Origin of the sequence: Gillisia sp. Hel_I_29 (assembly GCF_000744275.1) — a bacterium.
In the GTDB taxonomy this organism is placed as follows: Bacteria; Bacteroidota; Bacteroidia; order Flavobacteriales; family Flavobacteriaceae; genus Gillisia.
The window spans coordinates 1912738-1936916 of sequence record NZ_JQLP01000005.1; the positions used below are offsets into that span (position 1 = coordinate 1912738).

The 24179-nt window shown below is 33.4% G+C and carries 23 protein-coding genes; 10 read left to right on the forward strand and 13 right to left on the reverse strand.

Annotated features, from left to right (window positions below; all coding sequences use genetic code 11):
* Positions 1-2: 2 nt before the first annotated feature.
* Both P163_RS13895 and P163_RS13900 read right to left on the reverse strand, forming a co-directional pair.
* Positions 3-377, reverse strand: coding sequence for a hypothetical protein (locus P163_RS13895; RefSeq protein ID WP_034892467.1), 375 nt, complete (start codon positions 375-377; stop codon positions 3-5).
* 183 nt (positions 378-560) lie between these two features.
* Complete coding sequence (locus tag P163_RS13900) at positions 561-3113, reverse strand: ATP-dependent Clp protease ATP-binding subunit (RefSeq protein WP_034892470.1); 2553 nt, start codon at positions 3111-3113, stop codon at positions 561-563.
* A gap of 259 nt (positions 3114-3372) precedes the next feature.
* On the opposite strand from P163_RS13900, the gene gyrA reads away from it, so the two are divergent.
* Together gyrA and P163_RS13910 are read left to right on the forward strand one after the other, a co-directional pair.
* Positions 3373-5913, forward strand: coding sequence for a DNA gyrase subunit A (gene gyrA / locus P163_RS13905; RefSeq protein ID WP_034892473.1), 2541 nt, complete (start codon positions 3373-3375; stop codon positions 5911-5913).
* Between the two features lie 27 nt (positions 5914-5940).
* Positions 5941-7188, forward strand: a complete 1248-nt coding sequence (locus P163_RS13910) for a tetratricopeptide repeat protein (protein ID WP_034892476.1) — start codon at positions 5941-5943, stop codon at positions 7186-7188.
* 104 nt (positions 7189-7292) lie between these two features.
* On the opposite strand, the gene P163_RS13915 is transcribed toward P163_RS13910, so the two are convergent.
* Both P163_RS13915 and P163_RS13920 read right to left on the reverse strand, forming a co-directional pair.
* Entirely contained in the window at positions 7293-8042 is a 750-nt protein-coding gene (locus P163_RS13915) for a C40 family peptidase (RefSeq protein ID WP_034892479.1), read from the reverse strand.
* Between the two features lie 28 nt (positions 8043-8070).
* The gene (locus P163_RS13920; RefSeq protein WP_034892482.1) at positions 8071-9249 is read right to left on the reverse strand and encodes an acetyl-CoA C-acyltransferase; all 1179 of its coding nucleotides are present in this window, start codon (positions 9247-9249) and stop codon (positions 8071-8073) included.
* A 111-nt stretch (positions 9250-9360) separates the two neighbouring features.
* On the opposite strand from P163_RS13920, the gene P163_RS13925 reads away from it, so the two are divergent.
* Positions 9361-11406, forward strand: a complete 2046-nt coding sequence (locus tag P163_RS13925; protein WP_034892485.1) for an HD family phosphohydrolase — start codon at positions 9361-9363, stop codon at positions 11404-11406.
* Here the strand turns inward: P163_RS13925 and P163_RS13930 are convergent, their stop codons facing one another.
* The gene (locus P163_RS13930; protein ID WP_034892489.1) at positions 11407-11856 is read right to left on the reverse strand and encodes a hypothetical protein; all 450 of its coding nucleotides are present in this window, start codon (positions 11854-11856) and stop codon (positions 11407-11409) included.
* A 189-nt stretch (positions 11857-12045) separates the two neighbouring features.
* On the opposite strand from P163_RS13930, the gene P163_RS13935 reads away from it, so the two are divergent.
* Both P163_RS13935 and P163_RS13940 read left to right on the forward strand, forming a co-directional pair.
* The gene (locus P163_RS13935; RefSeq protein WP_034892492.1) at positions 12046-12720 is read left to right on the forward strand and encodes a SatD family protein; all 675 of its coding nucleotides are present in this window, start codon (positions 12046-12048) and stop codon (positions 12718-12720) included.
* Between the two features lies 1 nt (position 12721).
* Positions 12722-13441 (forward strand): DUF3307 domain-containing protein, encoded by a 720-nt coding sequence (locus tag P163_RS13940; RefSeq protein ID WP_034892495.1) that lies wholly within the window; start codon positions 12722-12724, stop codon positions 13439-13441.
* On the opposite strand, the gene P163_RS13945 is transcribed toward P163_RS13940, so the two are convergent.
* On the reverse strand, positions 13418-13825 hold the full coding sequence (locus tag P163_RS13945) for a hypothetical protein (protein WP_034892498.1): 408 nt from the start codon (positions 13823-13825) through the stop codon (positions 13418-13420). The two genes, P163_RS13940 and P163_RS13945, sit on opposite strands and share 24 nt — an antisense overlap.
* A 166-nt stretch (positions 13826-13991) precedes the next feature.
* Between P163_RS13945 and P163_RS13950 the strand changes: the two genes are divergently transcribed.
* The 3 genes from P163_RS13950 to P163_RS13960 are packed head-to-tail and all read left to right on the forward strand — an operon-like array spanning position 13992 to position 16208.
* Positions 13992-15350, forward strand: a complete 1359-nt coding sequence (locus tag P163_RS13950; RefSeq protein WP_034892501.1) for an NAD-dependent succinate-semialdehyde dehydrogenase — start codon at positions 13992-13994, stop codon at positions 15348-15350.
* A 9-nt stretch (positions 15351-15359) separates the two neighbouring features.
* Positions 15360-15773: an NUDIX domain-containing protein gene (locus P163_RS13955; RefSeq protein ID WP_034892504.1), complete on the forward strand. Its 414-nt coding sequence runs from the start codon at positions 15360-15362 to the stop codon at positions 15771-15773.
* 45 nt (positions 15774-15818) lie between these two features.
* Positions 15819-16208: an acyl-CoA thioesterase gene (locus tag P163_RS13960; protein WP_034892507.1), complete on the forward strand. Its 390-nt coding sequence runs from the start codon at positions 15819-15821 to the stop codon at positions 16206-16208.
* Here the strand turns inward: P163_RS13960 and P163_RS13965 are convergent.
* The 4 genes from P163_RS13965 to P163_RS13980 all read right to left on the reverse strand — a co-directional run bounded on the left by P163_RS13965 (position 16205) and on the right by P163_RS13980 (position 19933).
* Positions 16205-17128 (reverse strand): mechanosensitive ion channel family protein, encoded by a 924-nt coding sequence (locus tag P163_RS13965; RefSeq protein WP_034892510.1) that lies wholly within the window; start codon positions 17126-17128, stop codon positions 16205-16207. The genes P163_RS13960 and P163_RS13965 overlap by 4 nt on opposite strands.
* A 73-nt stretch (positions 17129-17201) precedes the next feature.
* Positions 17202-18296, reverse strand: coding sequence for an endonuclease/exonuclease/phosphatase family protein (locus tag P163_RS13970; protein WP_034892512.1), 1095 nt, complete (start codon positions 18294-18296; stop codon positions 17202-17204).
* A 56-nt stretch (positions 18297-18352) separates the two neighbouring features.
* Entirely contained in the window at positions 18353-19645 is a 1293-nt protein-coding gene (locus tag P163_RS13975; RefSeq protein WP_034892515.1) for a mechanosensitive ion channel family protein, read from the reverse strand.
* 3 nt (positions 19646-19648) lie between these two features.
* A complete protein-coding gene (locus P163_RS13980; protein WP_034892519.1) occupies positions 19649-19933 on the reverse strand; it encodes a DUF3817 domain-containing protein in 285 nt (94 codons plus the stop codon).
* Positions 19934-20113: 180 nt separating this feature from the next.
* Here P163_RS13980 and galE point away from each other — a divergent pair, with 180 nt between their 5' ends.
* Positions 20114-21148, forward strand: coding sequence for a UDP-glucose 4-epimerase GalE (gene galE / locus P163_RS13985; protein ID WP_034892522.1), 1035 nt, complete (start codon positions 20114-20116; stop codon positions 21146-21148).
* A 59-nt stretch (positions 21149-21207) separates the two neighbouring features.
* Here galE and P163_RS13990 read toward each other — a convergent pair whose 3' ends face one another.
* Positions 21208-21366 carry a YqaE/Pmp3 family membrane protein gene (locus P163_RS13990; protein WP_034892525.1) on the reverse strand — a complete coding sequence of 53 codons (159 nt, stop codon included), beginning with the start codon at positions 21364-21366 and terminating at the stop codon, positions 21208-21210.
* Between the two features lie 161 nt (positions 21367-21527).
* On the opposite strand from P163_RS13990, the gene P163_RS13995 reads away from it, so the two are divergent.
* Positions 21528-22637, forward strand: a complete 1110-nt coding sequence (locus P163_RS13995) for a DEAD/DEAH box helicase (protein WP_034892528.1) — start codon at positions 21528-21530, stop codon at positions 22635-22637.
* A 4-nt stretch (positions 22638-22641) separates the two neighbouring features.
* Here P163_RS13995 and P163_RS14000 read toward each other — a convergent pair whose 3' ends face one another.
* Positions 22642-23427: a DUF1206 domain-containing protein gene (locus tag P163_RS14000; RefSeq protein ID WP_034892531.1), complete on the reverse strand. Its 786-nt coding sequence runs from the start codon at positions 23425-23427 to the stop codon at positions 22642-22644.
* Between the two features lie 110 nt (positions 23428-23537).
* On the reverse strand, positions 23538-24155 hold the full coding sequence (locus P163_RS14005; protein WP_034892534.1) for a YqaA family protein: 618 nt from the start codon (positions 24153-24155) through the stop codon (positions 23538-23540).
* Positions 24156-24179 lie beyond the last annotated feature (24 nt).

The window sequence follows — 24179 nt, forward strand, 5'->3', positions numbered from 1 at the left end:
AACTAATATATATTTTCTTTAACCCAATTTGTTGCTTCTTCCAAAGTTTCAAAAATTCCAAACGAATTGCTGTCATTGTAAAATTGTTTTTCTAGCATAGCATTTTTTTGTCCGATAGAATCATTAGTAACTATAGCTATTGCCTTAAGATTTGTTTCTGCTGAGGAATTTTTATATATAAGAGGATTTACAGCATAAGAATTTATCCTGTTAGAAATATATCCATAGGGTTGACCCTTAAATACTTGAAGACCTAGTTCTAATAATACATTATTCTCTTCTATATTGAATAACACACCTTCGTTTAACTCTGCAACAAGGATATTATCTATTATTTGAACTCTTCCAAAACTAAGATTAATTACTTTTTTAGCCATATCCAACTGCGCTAATTAGATACGAACATATATTCGTAATGAAGTTACACACAAATTATTTAAAAAGATACGACTTTAACAATCTGTTGATAATCAACACGATAACTTTTAGTAGAAAACTAAAAAAAGCTGCATTTAGAAAATATTCTCTAAATGCAGCTTAGAATAATTGTCATCAAAAACTTAAGACTCTTTTTCTTTTTTAGCTTTCTCTATTTTAATAGTAAGTTCAGATTTCTCATCATTTAGATCCATAAAAATCTTATCTCCTTCTGTAAGGTGAGAGTTAATGATCTCTTCTGCCAAGGCGTCTTCAATATACTTTTGAATAGCTCTATTTAAAGGTCTTGCTCCGTAATCTTTATCAAATCCTTTCTCAGCAATATAATCTTTCGCTTTATCTGTTAAATTCAATTCATAACCTATAAGGTTAATTCTATCATACAATTTAGCAAGCTCAATATCTATAATCTTATGAATATCTGCTCTATCTAGAGCATTAAAGATAACTACGTCATCAATTCTATTCAAGAACTCTGGTGCAAATGCTTTTTTTAGTGCATTTTCAATAACACTTCTAGTATTTTCATCGATCTGGGATCTTTGAGAAGCTGTACCAAAGCCAACTCCCTGACCAAAATCTTTCAGTTTTCGAGATCCAATATTAGAAGTCATTATAATAATAGTATTTCTAAAATCTATCTTTCTACCTAAACTATCTGTTAAATAACCATCGTCTAATACCTGCAATAACATATTAAAAACATCTGGATGAGCTTTTTCTACCTCATCAAGAAGAATCACAGCATAAGGCTTTCTTCTAACTTTCTCGGTTAACTGTCCACCTTCTTCATATCCAACATATCCCGGAGGAGCACCAATTAATCTAGAAACAGCAAACTTCTCCATGTACTCACTCATATCAATTCTAATAAGAGTGTCTTCATTATCAAAAAGTTCTTTAGCAAGGATTTTCGCTAACTGTGTTTTACCAACTCCAGTCTGTCCTAGGAAAATAAAGGATCCAATTGGTTTGTTCGGATCTTTTAATCCGGCACGATTTCTTTGGATAGCTTTCACCACTTTGTTAACAGCATCGTCTTGACCAATTACTTTTCCTTTTATTCTGGTTGGTAATTCTGCAAGTTTGTTAATTTCAGTTTGAGCAATCCTATTCACAGGTACACCTGTCATCATTGAGATAACATCTGCAACGTGATCTTCAGTTACAATTTCTTTATGCAACTTAGATTCTTCTTCCCATTTTTCTTGAGCTACTTCTAATTGCTTTTCGAGATTCTTTTCATCATCTCTAAGCTTAGCAGCTTCTTCATATTTTTGTTTTTTAACAACAGCGTTCTTGTTCTCTCTAACTTCTTCTAGTTTTCGTTCTAATTCAAGAATCTGTTTAGGAACCTCAATATTTGTAATATGAACTCTAGCTCCAGCCTCATCCAAAGCATCTATAGCTTTGTCTGGCAAGAATCTATCAGACATATATCGATTAGTAAGTTTAACACAAGCATCAATAGCCTCTACAGTGTAAGAAACATTATGATGTTCTTCATATTTAGCTTTAATATTATTTAAGATCTCTAAAGTCTCATCTACAGTAGTAGGTTCCACAATAACTTTTTGAAATCTTCTTTCTAAGGCTCCATCTTTCTCGATGTATTGTCTGTATTCATCTAGAGTAGTAGCACCAATACATTGTATTTCACCTCTAGCCAATGCAGGTTTGAACATGTTACTAGCATCCAAACTTCCAGTAGCGCCACCTGCTCCAACTATGGTATGAATTTCATCTATAAATAAAATGATATCATCATTCTTTTCAAGCTCATTCATCACAGCTTTCATTCTCTCTTCAAACTGTCCTCTATACTTGGTTCCTGCAACCAAGCTTGCAAGGTCTAAGGTAACCACACGTTTGTCAAAAAGAATTCTTGAAACTTTGCGTTGTACGATTCTTAGCGCTAGCCCTTCTGCAATTGCAGATTTTCCAACTCCAGGTTCACCAATTAATAATGGATTATTCTTCTTACGTCTACTTAAGATCTGGCTAACACGTTCTATTTCTTTCTCACGTCCCACCACAGGATCTAATTTATCTATTTCTGCAAGAGCTGTAAGATCTCTACCAAAATTGTCTAGAACAGGAGTTTTAGACTTTTTATTGGTCTTATTTCCTCCAGTATTGCTAAATGGATTTTCTTTTGTAGTATCATCAGACGCACCATCGTCATCAGAAAAAGACTCTGCTCGTGGGGCTTCTAAATAATCGTCATCGTTAGTTATCATATACTTGAATTGATCTTTAACTCCATCATAATCTACATTCAATCTATTCAATAATTTCGTTGTAGGATCATTCTCATTTCTAAGAATACACAACAAAAGGTGAGCGGTATTAATAGAAGAACTTTGAAAAAGTTTAGCTTCTAAAAATGTTGTTTTTAAAGCACGCTCCGCCTGTCTGGTTAGATGCAGATTCTTCTTTTCATTAGAAATTACTGTAGTATCTGGATTGGCAGGGCTTAAAATTTCAACTTTACGTCTTAAATGACTAAGATCTATATCCATGGCATTTAAGATATTTATAGCTTTACCGTCTCCATCGCGCAAGAGACCTAACATTAAATGCTCGGTTCCTATAAAGTCATGACCAAGCCTAAGAGCTTCCTCTTTGCTGTAGGCAATAACATCTTTTACTTTGGGTGAAAAATTATCATCCATCTTATTTTCCTTTCTCTATTATTAATTTACTCCAAAGGGTTCAAAAATTATACCTTAAAGTGTGTGTATTAGTATGTCGTAAGCTAATTGACAAAATTACTTTCAATTATCAAAATGGAAGTTAGCGAACTTATTAACGAAGCGACTATAAATATTTGTTAATAAAATTTATCAAATGTATAGCGCTTTACCCTTAAAACATTACAGAAATGCGTAAATTGGCACGTTATATTTTTGAACTAAAATAAAATATTTTAATATGGCTGAAGGAGAAAATTTAATTCCTATCAACATTGAAGATGAAATGAAATCGGCCTATATCGATTATTCGATGTCGGTCATTGTGTCACGTGCTTTACCAGACGTGCGTGATGGATTAAAACCTGTACATAGAAGGGTTTTGTTCGGAATGCATGAATTGGGTATTAGAGCTACCGGTGCTCACAAAAAATCTGCTAGAATTGTAGGGGAAGTTTTAGGTAAGTATCACCCTCATGGAGATACTTCTGTTTACGACGCTATGGTGCGTATGGCTCAAGAATGGAGTTTGCGTTATATGCTTGTTGATGGTCAAGGTAACTTTGGATCTGTAGATGGCGATAGTCCTGCTGCGATGCGTTATACCGAAGCCAGAATGCGCAAGATAGCAGAAGACATGTTAGCAGATATCGACAAAGAGACTGTAGATTTCAGACTGAATTTTGATGATACACTTCATGAACCTACTGTACTTCCAACCCGAGTTCCGAACTTATTAGTTAATGGAGCCAGCGGTATTGCTGTAGGTATGGCTACTAATATGCCCCCACATAACTTATCTGAAGTTATTGATGGTACGATAGCTTATATTGATAACAACGATATTGAAATTGAAGAGCTAATTACTCATATCAAAGCTCCAGATTTTCCTACTGGTGGAACAATCTACGGGTATGATGGAGTTAGAGAAGCTTTTAAAACAGGTAGAGGTAGAGTGATGATGAGAGCAAAATCTGCTCTAGAAGAGGTGAATGGAAGAGAATGCATCATTGTTACCGAGATTCCATATCAGGTGAATAAGGCTGATATGATCAAGAAAACTGCAGATCTTGTTAATGATAAGAAGATCGATGGAATTGCTTCCATACGTGATGAGTCTGATAGAAACGGGATGCGAATTGTATATATCCTTAAGAAGGATGCAATTCCAAACATTGTTTTAAACACCTTATATAAGCACACTGCATTACAAACTAGTTTTAGTGTTAATAATATTGCGCTTGTTAAAGGGCGTCCTGAGATGTTGAATCTTAAGGATATGATCTATCATTTTGTTGAGCATAGACACGATGTGGTTGTAAGAAGAACTCAATATGAGTTAAGAAAAGCAGAAGAAAGAGCGCACATTTTAGAAGGTTTGATCATCGCATCAGACAATATAGACGAAGTAATAGCGCTTATTAGATCTTCTAATAATGCAGATGAAGCTAGGAATAAGTTAATTGAAAGATTCGAATTATCAGAACTTCAGGCTAAGGCTATCGTAGAAATGAGATTGAGACAGCTTACCGGGCTGGAACAAGATAAGTTGCGTGCGGAGTATGATGAACTTTTAAAAACCATCGAAGACCTGAAGGATATTCTTGAACGTAAGGAAAGAAGAATGCAGGTTATAAAAGATGAGCTTATTGAGATCAAAGATAAATATGGAGATGAGCGTAGATCTGTAATAGAATATGCAGGTGGAGATCTTAGTATTGAAGATATGATCCCAGATGAGCGTGTAGTAATTACAATCTCTCACGCTGGTTATATAAAGAGAACATCTTTAAATGAATATAAAACTCAAAATAGAGGGGGAGTAGGGCAAAAAGGTTCTACTACCAGAAGTGAAGATTTCTTAGAACATTTGTTTTCTGGTACCAATCACCAATACATGCTGTTCTTTACTCAAAAAGGAAAATGTTTCTGGATGCGAGTTTATGAAATACCAGAGGGAAGTAAAACTTCTAAAGGTAGAGCTATTCAAAACCTTATTAACATTGAGCCAGATGATAAAGTGAAAGCCTTTATCTGTACTCAAGATCTTAAGGATGAAGAATACATCAATAGCCATTTTGTTATTATGGCTACCAAAAAAGGACAGGTTAAAAAAACGGCATTGGAGCAATATTCTCGCCCAAGAATAAACGGTATTAACGCTATTACCATTCGCGAAGATGATGAATTGTTAGAAGCGAAACTTACTACAGGGAACAGCCAAGTTATGCTAGCTGTTAAGAGTGGTAAAGCTATTAGATTCGAAGAAGAAAAAACCAGACCAATGGGTAGAAGTGCCTCTGGAGTTAGAGGTATAACTTTGGCAGATGATAAGGATGAAGTAGTTGGAATGATAGCTGTTAACGATATGGATGCAGATATTCTTGTAGTGTCTTCTAATGGTTATGGTAAACGTTCTTCTCTGGAAGACTATAGAATTACCAATAGAGGTGGTAAAGGAGTAAAAACTATTTCTGTAACGGAAAAAACTGGTGAACTTGTTACAATTAAAAACGTAACAGATAATGATGATTTAATGATCATTAATAGATCTGGTCTGGCAATAAGAATGAGCGTAGAGAATTTAAGAGTTATGGGTAGAGCTACACAAGGAGTTAGACTTATTAATCTTAAAGGGAATGATGCTATTGCAGCTGTAGCCAAAGTGATGAAAGATGAGGAAGTTATTGAGGAATTAGAAGAGCTAGAAAGCTCTGAAAGTATCGATTTACCTGACGAAATTACAGATGGCACAACAATTGTAGATGACAGTGAAGAATAAATAAAAACCTAATAAAAAACAATACGAATGAAAACCAATCTTTTATCAGTAGCCCTGTCATTTGCTTCGATAGTTGCTATAGCACAAAAAAAGGAAATTAAAGATGCCGGTAAGGCAGTAGAAAAAGGTAACTATTCAGAAGCTAAATCTTTTTTAGATCAGGCAAAACCAATGTTATCTGAAGCTAAAGATAGTTACAAAGCAGACTTTTACTTATTTAAAGGTCAGGCTTATTTAGGAACTGGAGAAAATATTGCTCTAGAAGATTTAATGACTGCATCTGAAGCATTTAAGCAAGCGCAGGAAATGGGTAGCGCAGAGGCGGCAGACGGTTTAGCTGCAGTTACCAATTCTTTAGTACAAAGTGCTATCAATGATCAAAATGAGCAAAAGTTTGAAGAGGCTTCAAAGAAGCTTTATGCTGGATATCAAATAAATACTAAGGATACTTTATACTTATATTTTGCAGCTTCTAACGCTATTAATGCTAAAAATTATGATACGGCTTTAGATTATTACTCTCAGCTTAAAGACCTTAAATATACCGGAGTAGAAACTCAATATTTCGCTGTAAATAAGGAAACCGGTGAAGAGGAGATGATGAACAAGAATCAAAGAGATCTTATGATCAAATCTGGAAGCTATATAAAACCAGAAGATCGTACTACAGAATCTAGAGCAGGAGAAATTGCTAAGAACATTGCACTTATCTATATTCAAGAAGGTAAGAATGATAAAGCAATTGAAGCTATGAATGATGCCAAGGCTGCAAATCCTGGAGATCTTACATTACTTCAATCTGAAGCTAACATTTATTATCAAATGGGAGATAAGGCTAAGTATAAAGAGATCATGGAGGACATAGTTTCTAAAGATGCTAAAAATCCAACGCTTTATTATAACTTAGGAGTTACAGCTTATGAAATGGGAGATACGCAAGCAGCGATTGACTATTATAAAAAAGCTCTAGAATTGGATCCAAAAATGTCTGAGGCGCGTTTAAATATTGCAGCGGCTATTCTTGGGAAAGAGAGTTCTATCGTAGAGGAGATGAATGGTCTTGGAATGAGTAAGGCAGATACTAAGAAATACGATGAACTTGCAGCAGAACGTAAACAAGTTTATAATGATGCTTTACCTTATTTAGCTCAGGTAATTGAAAATGATCCTGAAAACAAAGAGGCAATAAGAACTTCTATGAACATTTATTACCAATTAGGTGAGAATGACAAAGCAGAAGCTATGAAAGCTAGAATTGCTGAATTAGAGAAGTAATATTATTTCCTAAATAGGAACAAAAAAGGCTGCCAATTGGCAGCCTTTTTTGTTTATTACGTTTCAGCTAAAATAGATAAGTTAAAGCAGCTAAAGATAGTAAACTATATTATTTTCTTGATCACCCTTAGTTGATGGGTATGTCTCTTAAGATCAATATTAAAGATTCCGGAATGATCTAGCATATCTATTCTCACCTTCCCGTTTACATGTATTATATAATTATCTTTCATGATCATTCCTACATGAGTAATATTACCTTCGTTATCATCAAAAAAAGCCAGATCGCCAACTTCGCTCTCTTCAATAAAACTAAGTGCTTCTCCTTGAGTTGCTTGTTGAGCAGAATCTCTTTTTAATGAATATCCATTTAGAGCGTAGACCATTTGTGTAAGTCCACTACAATCTATACCAAAAGGTGTTTTTCCACCCCACAGATATGGAGCGTTGAGATAAAGTAATGCAGTTTCTATTAGATAGCTTTTATCTGTTTTACCCTGATGATATATTCCATCAAAAGTATCATTTAAATAAGAAGCGCTTCCAATTGAAGATCCCATTGGGATAGAAGTTAATGCTCCTTTTTTATCGGTTATAAAATCGATAAGATCTGCAGAATAAGAATTTTCTACCTGAGAGAGATTACTATATATATCTTCATCAACTAACATAAATTGACGATTATCTACCCAGCCTTCATAAGCATCAAAAGCAATGCGAATTCTGCTCCATTTTCCTCGAGCCTCTAAAACCTTAAAATAATCTCCGTATAATAGTTGAGTAACCATCTCAGAGGTATCTGCCGGTTGAATTCTAACCGGCACGATACTTAGATTGCATATCCCGTATTGCATTAACTAAATCTTGCAATTAATTTATTACTTAATCTCTTTCTATAACAATTGCTGATGCTCCACCGCCACCATTACAGATAGCTGCAGCACCAATTTTACCATTATTTTGTTCTAGAACATTCATAAGCGTGATCAATATTCTTACTCCTGAACATCCTAGTGGGTGCCCTAAAGATACAGCACCTCCATTAACATTAGTGTTCTCATCAGAAAGACCTAGAATTTTCATGTTAGCAAGGCCAACTACTGCGAAAGCTTCATTAAATTCGAAGAAATCTACATCATCTTGAGAGATTCCAGCTTTAGCCAAGGCTTTTGGTAACGCTTTAGAAGGTGCCGTTGTAAACCATTTTGGTTCGTGAGCAGCATCAGCAAAACTTTTAATGCTCGCCAAAACTTTTAATCCAAGTTCGTCTGCTTTTTCACGACTCATTAGAACTACTGCTCCTGCACCGTCGTTTATTGTTGATGCATTTGCTGCTGTAACGGTACCATCTTTAGAGAATGCAGGTCGTAAAGAAGAGATCTTATCCATTTTTACATTTTTAAACTCTTCATCTTCCTTAAAGATTATTGGATCTCCCTTTCTTTGAGGAATTTCTACAGGAACTACTTCATTATCAAACTTACCTTCTTTCCAAGCTTTTGCAGAACGCTCATAAGATTTTATAGCAAAAGCATCTTGATCTTCTCTAGAGAAATTATGTTCTGTTGCGCAAAGATCTGCACAGGTACCCATAGCATTATGGTCATAAGCGTCTACAAGACCGTCTTTTTGAAGACCATCAATCATAGTAGCAGGTCCAAATTTATGACCGTTTCTTAAATGAAGATAATGAGGGATCATACTCATGTTTTCCATACCTCCTGCAACTACAACATTAGCATCACCCAACATAATTGCTTGTGCACCCTGCATAACTGCTTTCATTCCACTTGCACAAACTTTATTAACAGTAGTACAAGGAACTGTATCTGGTATACCGGCACCAAGAGCGGCTTGTCTTGCAGGAGCCTGTCCAACACCAGCCTGTACTACATTACCCATTAATACTTCATCCACCAATTCTGGTTTCAAATTAATTTTATTTAAAGCGCCTTGTATGGCTATAGAACCTAATTTTGTGGCAGGAACTGTAGATAAACTTCCTAAGAAACTACCTATTGGAGTTCTTGCAGCACTTACTATTACAACTTCTTTCATAATTCAAAATTTTTATTTCACTAGTTGCGAATTTAGTGATTTTATAAAGAACAAACCAAGGCTTCTAACAGCACCATGAATTTTTAGTACATTTGAATATTAGTACCCAATTAAATGAAGAACTTCATCAATAGTTTCTATAGACATCAAGCTTTATTCTACAAGATCTTTTTGTTTGTTATTACTGCAGTTTTAATTATCTATTTGCTTCCTAAAGGTGGAAAATTCAAGTATGAAATTACTAAGGGAAAACCTTGGCAATATGAGAATCTATATGCTCCTTTTGACTTTGCTATTTTAAAGAATGAAGATGAGATCATTAAGGAGAAAGATAAAATTATCAATAATAATATTCCTTACTATACATATAGTGAAGGAGTAGTAGAAAAGGTAAAGACAGAAGTACCAAATCAGATCAATCAGATATTTCCGGATAGCGTCTTAAGAAAACGTGGATTATCTATACATTCTTTTGTAAATAAAAGTTTAGATGATCTATACGAATATGGTGTTCTAAAAGATGCACGTAAACCTGGAAAGGATGTACTAGTGTATCTTAGAAAAGGGAATGTTGCCTTTGAAATAAATTATAATAAGATCTACTCCCAAGAAGATATAAGATCTTTTGTAACTTCAGAATTAAATACTACAAATCTAAAAAGTTTTCAGCCGGAGATTTTAGAGGTTTTCTATAATAGTGTAAAGCCTAACGTAAGTTTTGATGGAGCTTTAACTCAGAAGGAATTGGATGGTAAATTGAGAGCGATTTCTTATACTAGAGGAAGTATAAGTAGAGGTACCATTATAATATCTAAAGGTGAGATCGTTGAAGGAGAGAAGTTAGATATTCTTAATTCTTTAAAAAATGAATATGAAGCGCAAGTATGGAGCACCTCTAGCCACAACTGGATCTTACTTGGTTATAGTTTATTGGTGTGTCTTGCCTTATTAATGTTGCTTTTGTTCATTAGAAAATATAGAAACGATATTTATGAGAACAATGTAAAAGTAACTTTTATATTTTTCAATATTTTATTGATGGTCTTTCTTACCACATTGGTAATAAAATTTGATCCTAAATATGTCTATATAGTTCCACTATGTATTCTGCCTTTAACTCTAAAAGCATTTTTTGATTCAAGACTAGGACTTTTCTCTCATGTAATTACAGTACTTATTTTAGGCTTTATAGTGCCAAATAGTTATGAGTATATGTTCCTTCAAATCATTGCCGGAATAGTTACTATTTTAACTGTTTCTGAACTATATAAAAGAGCGAATTTATTTATTTCTGTAGGACAGATCACCTTTATATATATTCTTGTTTATTTCGCTTTTAATGTTATTCAGGAAGGAAACGTATTAGAATTGAATTCAGAAATGTTCTTAACGTTTATTCTGGGAGGTTTAGCAACGCTTTTCGTTCAACCGCTCATCTATATCTATGAAAAATTATTTGGTCTGGTTTCAGATATGTCTCTTTTAGAGCTTTCAGATACTAATTCAAAATTATTAAAAGAACTTTCAGAAAAAGCTCCAGGTACTTTTCACCATTCTTTAAACGTGGCAAATCTTGCAGAAGCTGCTGCAAATGAAATTGGCGCTAATGCTATGTTGGTTAGGGTAGGAGCTCTTTATCATGATATTGGTAAAATGGAGAATCCCACGTATTTTTCAGAGAATCAATCTACCTCTGTGAATTCTCATGATGAGCTTTCTCCAAAAGAAAGTGCTCAGATTATTTTTGATCATGTTATTAATGGGGTAGAAATTGCAAAAAAGAATAATCTGCCAGATAGAGTAATAGATTTTATTAGAACTCATCACGGTACAACATTGGTCTATTATTTTTATATAAAAGAAAAGGAGTTGAATGAAAATGCCTCTCCAGCAGATTTTAGATATCCCGGTCCAATCCCTTTTAGCAAGGAAACAGCTATTTTAATGATGTGTGATAGTGTAGAGGCTGCCAGTAAAAGCTTAAAAGAGCCTACCACTGTTAAGATTAATGATTTTGTAGAAAAGATCATTAGTAAACAGATGGAAGAGGCTCAATTTTTAAATGCAGATATTACATTTAAGGAAATTCAGCTCATAAAAAAAATTCTCAAGCAAAAGCTTAAGAATATTTTTCATTTAAGGGTGGAGTATCCGGAGTAATTAATGAACTTCTTCAATTTCAATCTCTTCATCTCTCCATGAAAAGGAATCTCCTTGTTTTTTATTTTCTAGCTCCTTATAAATAGGAGCTTCAGTAGAGATCACATTTATCTTAGTATCATGCAATACTACTTCTCCCAATGCTACAGCTATAAAATATAAGTGCTTAGGAGTTTTTACTACACTACCAAATTTCACATGTTCTGAATAATGTTCTCTATCAACTTTACTCAGTTGCAATTTCATGCTTTGTGCATTATCTAAATACTTAGCGTATTTTTCAAAGTCACCTAACAATTCTCCTTTACTTCCTTCTTCATCATAATCTGTATGAACATCATTAGCCACCATAGACTCTTTGATGTTATCCATTTCTGATTTGTATTTATCTATTTGACCGTTGATCTTGGCTAAACAAGTTTCAAATAATTCTTTCTTATTAATTTTCATTTCAGTTGTTTTTTTAAATGTAGTTATACCTTAGTAACTGAAAGAAATTTTTACAAATATTTAATATTATTGATATATTACCTAATACGTATTATAAGTCTATAAACTTATAATAAATCTTTATAAGCTTGAAGACTTATAATTATGTAATATAAGTTTTTAGACTAATAAAAAAGCTTATATTTGAATATGATAGCAGTTCTAACAGCAGATTTAATAGATTCTACTCATTATGAGGAGGAAATCTTGAAAACCGTATTAAACAGTCTCTCTGAAGAATTTGAGAAGCTTGTTGCGCAATATGGTAAAGAAAACGTACGCTTTAATATTTATAGAGGCGATAGTTTTCAGGGAATCATTAATCAGCCAGAAGCGGCATTGGAAATAATGATGCAAATAAAAACTGCGGTGAACAAAATTCATCTAAAAAAGACAAAAAAGAATAAAAGCTATTCGAAAATAGCAGATTTTAAAATGGCCATTGGAATAGGAACTTTGGATTTTGAAAGAGATTCTATATCTGAATCTAATGGACAGGCATTTTTATATTCTGGAAGAACATTAGATACAATGAATAATGACTCCAGAAAAACCATGATAAAAACAGAATATGAAGAAATAAATGAGGAATTTAATACAGCTTTCTATTTAATGGATACTTTAACCGAAAAGTGGAGCACAGCATCTGCAGAAGTTGTATACTATTTGCTCAAAAACCTCAAAGAAAGAGAAGTAGCAACAGCAATAGGTATTAGTCAGTCTGCCGTTAATCAGCGTAAAAAGGCAGCGGGTTGGGATGCAATAGAAGGTTTATTAATAAGATTTAAAAATGTGGTAGAAACAAGTTTTGTAAATAGAAAATAATATGATGATCTTATTGCAATTATTAATAGCCCATATTTTAACCGACTTTGTTTTACAGCCAGGTAGCTGGATAACTCATAAAAGAAAATTTAAACAAAGATCTTATTTATTAATTATTCACTCCTTAATCGCTGGGGTCCTAAGCGTGGTTCTTCTTCAAAATATCCAATTTTGGTATGTAGGTTTATTTATCACAATTACACACTATTTTATAGACTGGTGGAAATTAACACAAAAAGAAGATACGCTAAAATATTTTTTATTAGATCAATTATTCCACGTTGTCATGATAATGTTAGCATGGTTATACATCAGTAATAATTTTAATGAAATCCTTCCCGGTATACAATATGTTTTAAATTCAACAGCAATTTTAGCTATAATTAGCGTTTATCTAATAGTGATCTTTCCTACCGGTTTTTTGATTGGAAAGGCAACAAAAATATGGCAATCTGAAATAGAGATCACCCATCAAAAAAATAGTCTAGAAGCTGCAGGAAGATATATAGGTATTTTCGAAAGAATATTGGTTTTAACCTTTATTCTAACCAATAATTTCTCTGCTATCGGATTTCTAATCGCGGCCAAATCTATTTTGAGGTTTAGCGAAAAGTCTGAAACAGGAGCAAGAAAGCAAACAGAATATGTGCTCATAGGAACACTAATGAGTTTTGCTATTACTATTATCTTAGGATTGCTAGTAAGAAACCTGATTTTCTAAAAGCTGAATATTGCTAAGAATCCTTTCTTTTACCAAATTCATCATTCGTTTATTTAGAGCAGAAGAATTCTCTATATAAGTTAAATATTCATCGATGGTGAATTGGCCAATAATAATTCCCTTAAGGCTATTTCTGAATTTTATATCTCGTTGAATAGCATTTTCTATAAAAAGAAATTTCTTTTCGATACTAAAATTATGAAACGCATTTTTATGCTTTTTAATATAGTTTCTAAAGACTTCTATGAGTAAATCATTTTGAAGTTTTGCTATGGGTCTAAGAGTTTTATTCTGAAATTGTTCCTCCAGGCTCATGTTATCTGAAACTTTAGCAGATGTAATAATTGGCCTTGCCTTTAGTAATTCTAAATCTCGTGGTGTCATAGTTTTAGAGTTTTTTAAATGTAATTAAATATCTTTTGAGATATCCAGCCAACTACTACAAATTGTGAACCAGTTATAAACATTTAATGGTGCAGTTAAAATCATCTTAATCGGACTAAAGGATCCTGAGCTTCTTTTTATCTTTAAGAAAATTAAAAATTGAATTATGATAACTTCTAAGAATCCATACAACGGAGAAGAAATAGCTCAGATAAAAGAATTTGATCAGGCTGATATTAACAAGGCCTTAGATCTTGCAGATAATACCTTTAAGACTTGGCGAGAAACATCCTATAAGCATAGATCTGAATTAATGATGAAAGCTGCTACAGAGTTGAAAGAGAATAAGCAGGAATATGCAAGGATGATCACTTTGGAAATGGGGAAACCTATTTCTCAATCTATTTCAGAAATTGAAAAATGTGCATGGGTTTGTGAATATTATGCAGAAAATGCCGAGAAGCATTTGGAAAATGAGATTATTGAAACAGATGCAGATACTAGTTACGTTTCTTACGAACCAATAGGAGTAGTGTTAGCGGTAATGCCATGGAATTATCCATTTTGGCAGGTATTTAGATTTGCAGCTCCGGCACTTATGGCAGGAAATATTGGGGTATTGAAACATGCCAGTAATGTTATGCAATCTGCAGAGAATATTCAAAAAGTGTTTGAACGTGCAGGATTCCCAAAAGGATGTTTTCAAAATCTTCCAATTTCAAGTTCAAAGGTAGAAGGGATACTACGCGATAAAAGAGTGAAGGCAGCAACTTTAACAGGTAGTAAACCTGCAGGTAGCTCTGTGGCTTCAATTGCAGGAGAAGAAATTAAAAAAACGGTTCTAGAACTGGGAGGAAGTAATGCGTTGGTAATTTTTAAAGATGCGAATATTGAAGAAGCTGTAAAGACCTGCGTACAGGCGAGATTTCAAAATACAGGACAAAGCTGTATAGCGGGTAAAAGATTAATTGTTCATGAGGATATTGCAGATAGTTTCATCAAAAAATTTAAAGAGCAGGTAAGTGAATTAAAAAGTGGAGATCCTTCAGAAGAAGATACTTTTATAGGTGTATTGTCTAGAGAAGATCTAGCAGAAGATCTAGAAAAACAAGTTAATGATTCAGTAAAACAAGGGGCTAAAATAGTGTTAGGAGGTAAAAGAAAAGGAACTTATTTTGAGCCGACAATCATTTCTAATGTTAACAAAGAAATGCCAATATTTAAAGAGGAAACTTTTGGGCCGGCTATTTCTATAACTACATTTAAGGATGATGAGGAAGCAGTATCTTTAGTAAATTATTCAGATTTTGGATTAGGAGTTTCCATTTTCACAGAAGATGTTGAGAGAGCTAAAAGATTGGTGCCTATGTTTGATGATGGTGCTGTTTTTGTAAATGAACTTGTAAAAAGTGATCCTAGATTACCATTTGGAGGAACAAAGATCTCTGGATATGGAAGAGAATTATCTGCAGATGGAATTCGTGAATTCGTAAACAGAAAAACTGTTTATTTTAATAGCTATTAGTAAATTAATATGAGACCGCAAAACATCGCAATTACTGTAGATACAGTGATCTTTTATAAAATTGATAAAGCACTGAAGTTATTACTAATTCAGAGAAAAAATTCGCCTTTTAAAGAAAAATGGGCATTGCCTGGAGGATTTTTGGAAGAAGATGAAACTTTGGTAAATGCTGCTGCTAGAGAACTTGAAGAAGAAACAGGTCTTACCAACGTTAACCTTATCCAAATGGAGGCTTATGGAGCTATTGACAGAGACCCTAGAGGCAGGACAATATCTATCGCGTTTATGGGATTACTAGATAAAGAAGAAATTGTAGCCGGAGCAGATGATGCTATGAATGCAAGATGGTTCGATATTAGAAATTTACCCGAGTTAGCGTTCGATCATGCAGAAATAGTAGATGCAGCGCTTTCTAGATTATAGGAATTGATTAATACCTATTATAAAAAAAAATAGAAATTATAATTTATGAGATTTCATACAAGAAAATGGATTAAGCCTGAAGATTTAAATCCAAATGCTTCCTTATTTGGTGGCAGGTTATTAGAATGGATAGATGAAGAATGTGCGCTTTACGCTATCATTCAGTTAGAGAATCAAAAAGTTGTGACGAAGTACATGAGTGAGATCAATTTCATAAGCTCTGCTACACAAGGGGATATTATTGAAATTGGTATTGATGTAGTAAAATTTGGATCTTCTTCTTTAACATTAAAATGCGAAGTCAGAAATAAAATGACGCGTGAGACCATTATATCTATAGAAAATATAGTTATGGTTGGTTTAGATGAAATTGGAAAACCAAAACCTCATGGAAAATCTAAAATTGAATTTGTAAAAGACAGATTGAAAGATTAAGATTTCTTAGGAAGATTCTCTTTATTTCTATCAGATATAGTAAAAGGGAAATCATTTTCTTTACCATAGAGCTTGATTTCCTGTATATCTGCAGGCATGTAATATCCATGATCTTCCAAGGTTTCTTTTACCGCTCTTACCACATTACCTTTTGTAATTAGGGCAGTTCTTCTAAAATCTTTGGTATCTACCCAAAAGAAAACTTTAAGATTTACAGTACTGGTATCTAATTTGTCTTCTATCACAAAATTTTCATGCTCCTCATCCTCAATAACATTCGGTTCATTTCTTAATGCTTTAAGTACAACCTCTTTGGCCCCGGTTATATTATCTTCATAAGCAATTCCGATGATAAAATCCCATCTAAAGAAACCATCTTCAGTGTAGTTGGTTACAGGTTTTGTGAGTACATCGCTATTTGGTATATAAACATCTTTTCCATCAAATGTTTTTAGCTTGGTATATCTAAATTCCATCGCTTTTACTTTTCCAAAATTCGCTCCTATCTCTACGGTATCATTTACATTAAATGGTCTATTAAAGGCTAGAATTACTCCTGCTATAAAATTTTCTCCAATATCTTTGAATGCAAAACCAAGAACTAAAGCACTTGCCCCGGCAGCAGTTAGAATACCGGTAGCTATTCCCCCTAATCCTGCGGCTCTAAGTCCTAACATAATTCCTACAGTAGTAAGTAGTAATCTTATTACTTTCCCTAGAAATTTACTCATCAGAGGATCATGAGTATGAGCCGAAATCCTACGTCTGGCAAATCCTCCAACCCACATACCGATAAGAACACCAAGAATAATGATTAGAAGTCCAAAACCAATGCCTGGTAATTGTTCAATTAGGCGATCGTAGAAGTGATTAAACGATTCACCTACATTTGTTATTTTATCGGTTTTGGTTTCTTGCATGATCTTAATTTTCAAAAAGACTTAATTATTTTCTAAGGTTATGATCTGTAGAGCAATATATAATTATAAAATATTATTCTCCCAGTTTTTCTCCCTTCTTAGATTTTTCTTCTAGGAGATCTTTTATCTGCTCATTAGCTCGCTTTAGCTGACCTTCTGTTGGAGGTTCTGGTTTTTGTTCCTCTGCCAGATCTGTCTCTAAGCTCAAAGTAATAAAAAATGGATAATGATCTGATTTGATATTTTCGCCTGTTTTTATAGCTACAACTCTAAATTCTTCTGAAACCATAAAGTGATCTAAAGGCCATCTAAATAAGAAGCTACCCGCATCAAAAGAATTATAAAAACCTCTTCCCACTCGTACATCCAACAATCTCCCTGCATTCTTTAATAATCTAGAAGTGCTAGACCACGCTACATCATTAAAATCTCCTGCTACAAGGGTTGGAAGATTTCTTTCTCTTGCCATTTTTGCAACAAGCATCATTTCTCCGTCTCTATCTGCAGAAGAGGGATTTTCTTGAGGCATTGGAGGGGTAGGGTGAATAGCATGAAACATAATCTGCTTCCCAGATCTTAATTTTAGAATAGTATGTATTGAGGGAATTGAATCATCTACAAGAAATTTTAATTGTGGATTTATCATCTCTAATTTAGAATATAAAAGCATACCATATGTATTATCTATTGGTGCTTCAACTCTGTATGGGTATTTAGATACAGCATCTTCAACTTGATTCATCCAAATGCTATCTGTCTCCATCAATAAAATTACATCCGGATCTTTTCTTTTGATCTCATCATTTAATAGATCAAATTTTGCGTTTTTTTGAAGCACATTAGCAGAATAGAATTTTAATTCATCATTCTTATCTGCATCTTCTGATGCATTTCCAACTTCAAAAGGAGCAAAAGCTGTGTAAGGAGCGATCTTCATGATCTGATAAACCAGACAAGCAGAAATTATAGTTACAAAAACATAGTCTTCCCACCACTTCACATCAAACTTAATGAAGTAAGATACTAGTGCAACGAAGGTTAAGATAGTAAGTTGAATGTGAGGGAAATCAAACATTCGTATCCACCAAAAGTCAGCTGCAACTATGGGGATTAAGGTTAACACTATAGCCAAGATCCCAAAGGCTTGCAAAAATCTTTTAAACTTCATATTGATAGATTGGTTAGGTTAAAAAAGTGTGGAAGATAGCTAAAATAAGTTATATCCTAATTATTGAGATTACTAATGAATTTACCAAGATCCTGTATATCATCTCCGGAAGGTGCTTCAAAAAGTTTAAGATCAAAATAGGGTACTGCTGCTATAAGATGATCAAAGATATCTGCTGCTATGTACTCAAAATTTTCCCATCTTTTATCTCTGCTGAAACAAAGCACCTCTAAGGGAATTCCCTGAGGGGTAGGAGCTAGGTGCCTCACCATTAAATATAATTCTTTATGAACTGCAGAATGATCATGAAGGTAAGCATCTGCATACTTTCTAAAGATTCCCAAGTTGGTTTGATTCCTTCCGTTTATTGGTAGCGTAGTATCTATTTTGTTGGTACGGTTGTATTTGTCTATTTCCTTTTGACGATGCTCAAGATAAGGTGCTATTAAACTTATCTTCTTTAGTTTTTCATAATCTTCTGGAGTGATAAATTTTACAGAGTTTTGTTTAATGAATATAGATCTTTTAATTCTTCTTCCTGGAGATTCTTGCATCCCTCTCCAATTCTGAAATGAATCTGAGATCATACTATACGTTGGAATGGTTGTAAAAGTATTATCGAAATTCTGAACTCTTACCGTTGCTAGATTTATTTCTGTAACCGTTCCATCTGCACCATATTTGCTAAAGGTTATCCAATCTCCAATTCTTACAATATCATTCACAGAAACCTGAATAGAGGCTACAAACCCTAGAATAGTATCTTTAAAAATCAATAAAAGTATGGCAGATGCCGCCCCTAAAGATATTGCAAAACTTATTACAGATTCTCCGGTAACTTCAGAAAAAATGAACATAAAACCAACCACCCATATAAAGATCATTAACACCTGTATATAGCTATCTATAGGTTTGTCTTTAAAAGATTCCTGAGTACGTAGGTAGTTTTTGGTAGTTCTTAATACACTTCTACAAATCCAAACAATCAATATTATTACATAAACATTGGTAAAAAATAATACTCCTTTTAAAGTAAAAACATGATCTACCAATATATAAGGGATGGTAGCATAGATTATAAAGATTGGTATGATCTGCCCTACGTATTTTGGGAAATTACTTTTAATAAGGAAGTCATCAAAAGTTGTCTTGGTCTTATTGGTGAATGTTCTAAAAGATTCTATTACAAATCTTCTAATAATATAATTTACGAGAATTAAAAGAAGTACAAGTGCTACTAAGTTTATTGCTAAATTAAGATAACTGGCGACCACAGGATGCATTCCCTGATTTATAAAGCTTTCCTCTAAAAAGCAGCTTATATATTTGAGATTGATGTTATTTGCCATATGCTACAAATATTTCTTTTCTATATAGAAAGGACCTAATGGAATTACAGAACAAAGAATTATTATTGATAGCGTTTTAAGCTTCCAGTTTAGTTGCTTAAATAGTAATAAAGCTCCAAGTATATAAGTTATAAATAATACTCCATGAGCCATTCCAACAACTCTAACATATATATCCATGTGATAGATATATTTTAAAGGCATAGCTATAAGTAGCAGAATTAAAAATGAAAGTCCTTCTAATATGCTTATGATCTTAAATATTTTAATTTGATGCTGTAAATCCATTCTGATTTAATTTCTTACAAAGATAATTTTTATAGGGAGAGAAGGTAATAATTGAAGGTAATTAAAGGCATTTGTATCAAAATATATTGAAGCGTAGTTAAGACGAATTTGGATAATAAAGAAAAATATAATTCATGTCTACTGTTTTTGTTATTTTGCACCCACTTAGAAATAAAGAAAATGAAATCTAAAATATTAGTTACAGGAGGTCTTGGTTTTATAGGTTCTCATACGGTAGTTGCTCTAATAGAACAAGGCTATGAAGTAGTTATCATAGATAATCTATCAAATTCATCTATAAATGTTTTGGGAGGGATAACGAAGATAACTCAGGTTACTCCAGAATTTGAGAACATAGATCTTAGAAATAAAGAGGAAGTACTAGGTTTTTTTGAGAAACATACCAATATAGCAGGTGTAATTCATTTTGCAGCATCTAAAGCGGTGGGTGAAAGTGTTGAAAATCCATTATTATATTACGAGAACAACCTTGCTACCTTAATCTACTTATTACAAAGATTAAGCGAGAAGGAAGATGCAAATTTTATCTTTAGCTCTTCTTGCACTGTATATGGACAAGCAGACACACTTCCAATAAGTGAATCTGCTCCGGTAAAGAAAGCTGAATCTCCTTATGGAAATACGAAACAAATAGGTGAAGAGATCATTAAAGATACCTGTAAGGTTCATCCTAATTTAAAGGCAATCTCTTTAAGATACTTTAATCCAATAGGAGCACATCCTAGTGCAGAAATTGGAGAATTGCCTATAGGTACTCCGCAAAATCTGGTGCCTTTTATTACACAGACAGCAATAGGAAAAAGGGAACAACTATCTGTTTTTGGAAATGATTATCCAACCAACGATGGAACTTGTATAAGAGATTATATTCACGTAATGGATCTTGCAAGAGCACACGTGGTTGCGCTAAAGAGGCTTATGAATAATGAAGCTGAATCTAATTATGATGTTTTTAATTTAGGTACAGGTAAAGGGAATTCTGTATTAGAAGTTATACAATCGTTTGAAAGAACAACAGGGAAGAAGCTTTCTTATAAGATTGCAGAAAGAAGAGAAGGAGATATTACTGCGGCCTATGCAGATACTATAAAAGCAAATTCTGTACTTGGTTGGAGATCTGAAAAAGATCTAGATGAAGCTTTGGAAAGTGCCTGGAAATGGGAGAAAAAAGTTACAGATTCTGAGAAGAATTAAAGTGAATTTTTATAATATTAAAAAAGGGTTTAGATAATTTCTAAACCCTTTTTTGTTTTTTATTTAGTTCCGTTTACCAAAAATGCATGGATTACTCCAGGTATCCAACCTAAGGCAGTTAGAAGTACACTTATTAAAAAAGTTACCCCAAGTCCATGTTTCATAAATACAGCTAATGGTGGTAAAAGAATGTTTAAAATTATCGTTAATAAAGACATATAATTAGTTTTTTTGGTTTGGTGGAAAGGTATCAAAACCCTTATCTACCATCAAAATATCGGTCTATATTAGCTATTATTTAACTAGGTACAGGAATGTTTATTAAAATTTTTAAGAAGCTTAAATAAAGTATCTTTGTCGATCTAAAAAAAGTTAAAGAATGAGTTTTATTGAATTAGGAGTATCTGAAGATATAAATAAGAGTTTACAAGAAATGGGGATAGTCCACCCTACAAAGATACAAAGTGCAGCTATTCCTGTATTGTCTAAAGAAAATATAGATTTTATAGGTCAGGCGCAAACCGGAACTGGTAAAACTGCTGCCTTTGGGTTACCATTATTAGCTAAGATAGATCCAGATAATGTAAATATTCAGGCTTTAATATTAGCTCCTACTAGAGAGTTAGGTCAACAAATAGCAAAGCAACTTTTCAAATACACGAAATACACCAATAAAGTATTTACAGAAGCTGTTTATGGCGGAGAGAAAATAGATATTCAGATTCAAAGATTGAACAGGCCAACACAAATAGTTGTTGCTACCCCTGGGAGACTATTAGATCTTCTCACTAAGAAAGCTTTAGATATTTCGAAAATTAATACTCTTGTCTTAGATGAAGCAGATGAAATGCTTAGCATGGGCTTTAAAGATGAGTTAACTCGAATTTTAAAGAAAACAAAGGGGAATAGAAATATCTGGCTTTTTTCTGCAACCTTGCCTTCAGAATTAAACGAGATCATAGAAATGTATGTTTCTAAAGATTGTTTAAGAATTTCTGTTGATAAGACCGAGGCAGTGAACTCTAATCTCCAACATCAATTTGTTGTTGGAGATGACAACAATAAATTAGATACACTTGCTCAATTCTTAAAGACGCAAGGAAAAAATAGAGGTATAATTTTCACAAAAACGAAAGCTGCTGCTAAATTGCTCACCAAACAACTAGCTGCCAAAAATTACGAAGTAGGTCTGTTAGAAGGAGATATGCTCCAGAAAGATAGAGATAGAGTAATGAGAGCTTTTAAGAAAAAAACATTAAAAATTCTAGTTGCTACAGATGTAGCAGCCAGAGGTATAGATGTAGATAATTTAGCGTATGTTGTTCATTACCAATTACCAGATCAAACAGAATATTACACTCATAGAAGTGGTAGAACCGCACGAGCGGGAAGATCTGGTCTATCTTTGGTGCTTGTAAATACTAAGGAACAAAGAAGGATCTGGGAATTGGAAAAAGAACTTGGTATTAAATTTCTTAAGATCAAATAGATTATTAGGCGCTAAACTTTCGATATTTTGCCATCATAAACATATATATAGCATATCCTATCAATCCTGCAGCCACCGCGCCCAGTAAATAAGCTCCATACGCAGAATCTTCTAAAAATGAAAAAGCGTCTGAAGTGGTTTTAATGTCTGCAGGATTGGATGTGATGGAAGCTTTTAATAGAAAAAATCCTATTATAATAAATAGAACACCTTTAGATCCCATTCCAAAATAAGCAGAATTTTTAATCGTTTTTCTTCGCTTCTCATCTGTCATAGATTTTAATTCAAACTTCTTGACAAAATCTGCCTTATATATTCTTACAAATTGATAAAGCCCTGTAGCTATAGTTATACCACCTACAATTCCTAATACAATCAATCCCCAATCGTTACTTAAGATAGTGGCTTTCTTTCCAGAAGAACCTCCAGAACCTGCAGAAGAATTAATTACTCTAAGCACAGCATAGATCGCTAATCCAAGATAAATGCAGCCACTAACAAAGAATGCTGCTCTTTTTACTTTTCCTTTTTTATCTGAACCTATATTTTCTGGATCACTAATAGCCTGGGTAAATCTCCAATATGCATAACAGATAAGACCAAGAGCTAAAATAATGAGTATGATATTTCCAAAGGTTTGCTTGTCTAGATACTCTACAACTTTAAACTTTCCTGCTTTTTGTCCGCCTTGATTAAAAGCAGCTAATAGTGTTAAAATTCCTGTTATAGCATAAACAGCTCCCTTGGCAACATATCCAATACGTGCCGTTTTCTTTAATTTATCATTCATTTTTTTAAAAAATTGGTTGGATTCTAAAAATAATTAAATACCGCTAGAATAAACTCGTATTAAAAAAACTTTATGATAATAACTGTAGATACTAGAGAAATGTGAGAATATTAAACCATTCCGAAGATAACCAAAGCGTAAGCATAGAATCTTACAAATCTTAATAAACCGAACATTAGGTAGCTCATAAAAGGGAATCTAATAATACCAGCGGCAATACTGCTCATGGCGAACGGAATTGGAAGCAGAGCTCCAACTATAATTAAAAAACCACCCCATTTTCGAGCGTTTTTAATATGCTGTGCTAAATTTATTTCCATTTGCTTATGTACAGCAGGAATTTTAGTGATTCCAACGCCTATAAAGTAAGACACTATTCCTCCTAAGTAAGAAGCAGCAGCAAGTAAGGATAAATAGAAAATTGGCAATTCAGATTTTCCTGCCCAAGCAATAAAGAGTTCTGGGGGAACCAATCCAAGAAGAGATTCTGAAGCAAAGAATACAGATAATATTCCTGCCGGAGAATAAGTTTCAGTAATAGTGACCAAAACCTTATTTAGATCTAAAACGAAATAATCTATTGCGAAAATGGAAGCAATAAAAACTAAAATAGGAATTATTGCCTTTTTTAAACTTTTACCCACAAAACTATAGAAACCGGTATAGTCATAATACTGGTGCAATAAACGCAAGCGCGATTTCTTTTTAGATTTCGCATCCTTTTTCATGGAGTATTGTAATTAGGTAGATTA

Coding starts and splice junctions, on each gene's coding strand:
- gyrA (WP_034892473.1), top strand. CDS start 3,373: ATGGCTGAAGGAGAAAATTTAATTCCTATCAACATTGAAGATGAAATG.
- P163_RS13945 (WP_034892498.1), bottom strand. CDS start 13,825: ATGACACCACGAGATTTAGAATTACTAAAGGCAAGGCCAATTATTACA.
- P163_RS13960 (WP_034892507.1), top strand. CDS start 15,819: ATGAGATTTCATACAAGAAAATGGATTAAGCCTGAAGATTTAAATCCA.
- P163_RS13950 (WP_034892501.1), top strand. CDS start 13,992: ATGATAACTTCTAAGAATCCATACAACGGAGAAGAAATAGCTCAGATA.
- P163_RS13965 (WP_034892510.1), bottom strand. CDS start 17,128: ATGCAAGAAACCAAAACCGATAAAATAACAAATGTAGGTGAATCGTTT.
- P163_RS13995 (WP_034892528.1), top strand. CDS start 21,528: ATGAGTTTTATTGAATTAGGAGTATCTGAAGATATAAATAAGAGTTTA.
- P163_RS13900 (WP_034892470.1), bottom strand. CDS start 3,113: ATGGATGATAATTTTTCACCCAAAGTAAAAGATGTTATTGCCTACAGC.
- P163_RS13895 (WP_034892467.1), bottom strand. CDS start 377: ATGGCTAAAAAAGTAATTAATCTTAGTTTTGGAAGAGTTCAAATAATA.
- P163_RS13955 (WP_034892504.1), top strand. CDS start 15,360: ATGAGACCGCAAAACATCGCAATTACTGTAGATACAGTGATCTTTTAT.
- P163_RS13970 (WP_034892512.1), bottom strand. CDS start 18,296: ATGAAGTTTAAAAGATTTTTGCAAGCCTTTGGGATCTTGGCTATAGTG.
- galE (WP_034892522.1), top strand. CDS start 20,114: ATGAAATCTAAAATATTAGTTACAGGAGGTCTTGGTTTTATAGGTTCT.
- P163_RS14000 (WP_034892531.1), bottom strand. CDS start 23,427: ATGAATGATAAATTAAAGAAAACGGCACGTATTGGATATGTTGCCAAG.
- P163_RS13930 (WP_034892489.1), bottom strand. CDS start 11,856: ATGAAAATTAATAAGAAAGAATTATTTGAAACTTGTTTAGCCAAGATC.
- P163_RS13990 (WP_034892525.1), bottom strand. CDS start 21,366: ATGTCTTTATTAACGATAATTTTAAACATTCTTTTACCACCATTAGCT.
- P163_RS13915 (WP_034892479.1), bottom strand. CDS start 8,042: ATGCAATACGGGATATGCAATCTAAGTATCGTGCCGGTTAGAATTCAA.
- P163_RS13975 (WP_034892515.1), bottom strand. CDS start 19,645: ATGGCAAATAACATCAATCTCAAATATATAAGCTGCTTTTTAGAGGAA.
- P163_RS13910 (WP_034892476.1), top strand. CDS start 5,941: ATGAAAACCAATCTTTTATCAGTAGCCCTGTCATTTGCTTCGATAGTT.
- P163_RS13935 (WP_034892492.1), top strand. CDS start 12,046: ATGATAGCAGTTCTAACAGCAGATTTAATAGATTCTACTCATTATGAG.
- P163_RS14005 (WP_034892534.1), bottom strand. CDS start 24,155: ATGAAAAAGGATGCGAAATCTAAAAAGAAATCGCGCTTGCGTTTATTG.
- P163_RS13940 (WP_034892495.1), top strand. CDS start 12,722: ATGATGATCTTATTGCAATTATTAATAGCCCATATTTTAACCGACTTT.
- P163_RS13925 (WP_034892485.1), top strand. CDS start 9,361: ATGAAGAACTTCATCAATAGTTTCTATAGACATCAAGCTTTATTCTAC.
- P163_RS13980 (WP_034892519.1), bottom strand. CDS start 19,933: ATGGATTTACAGCATCAAATTAAAATATTTAAGATCATAAGCATATTA.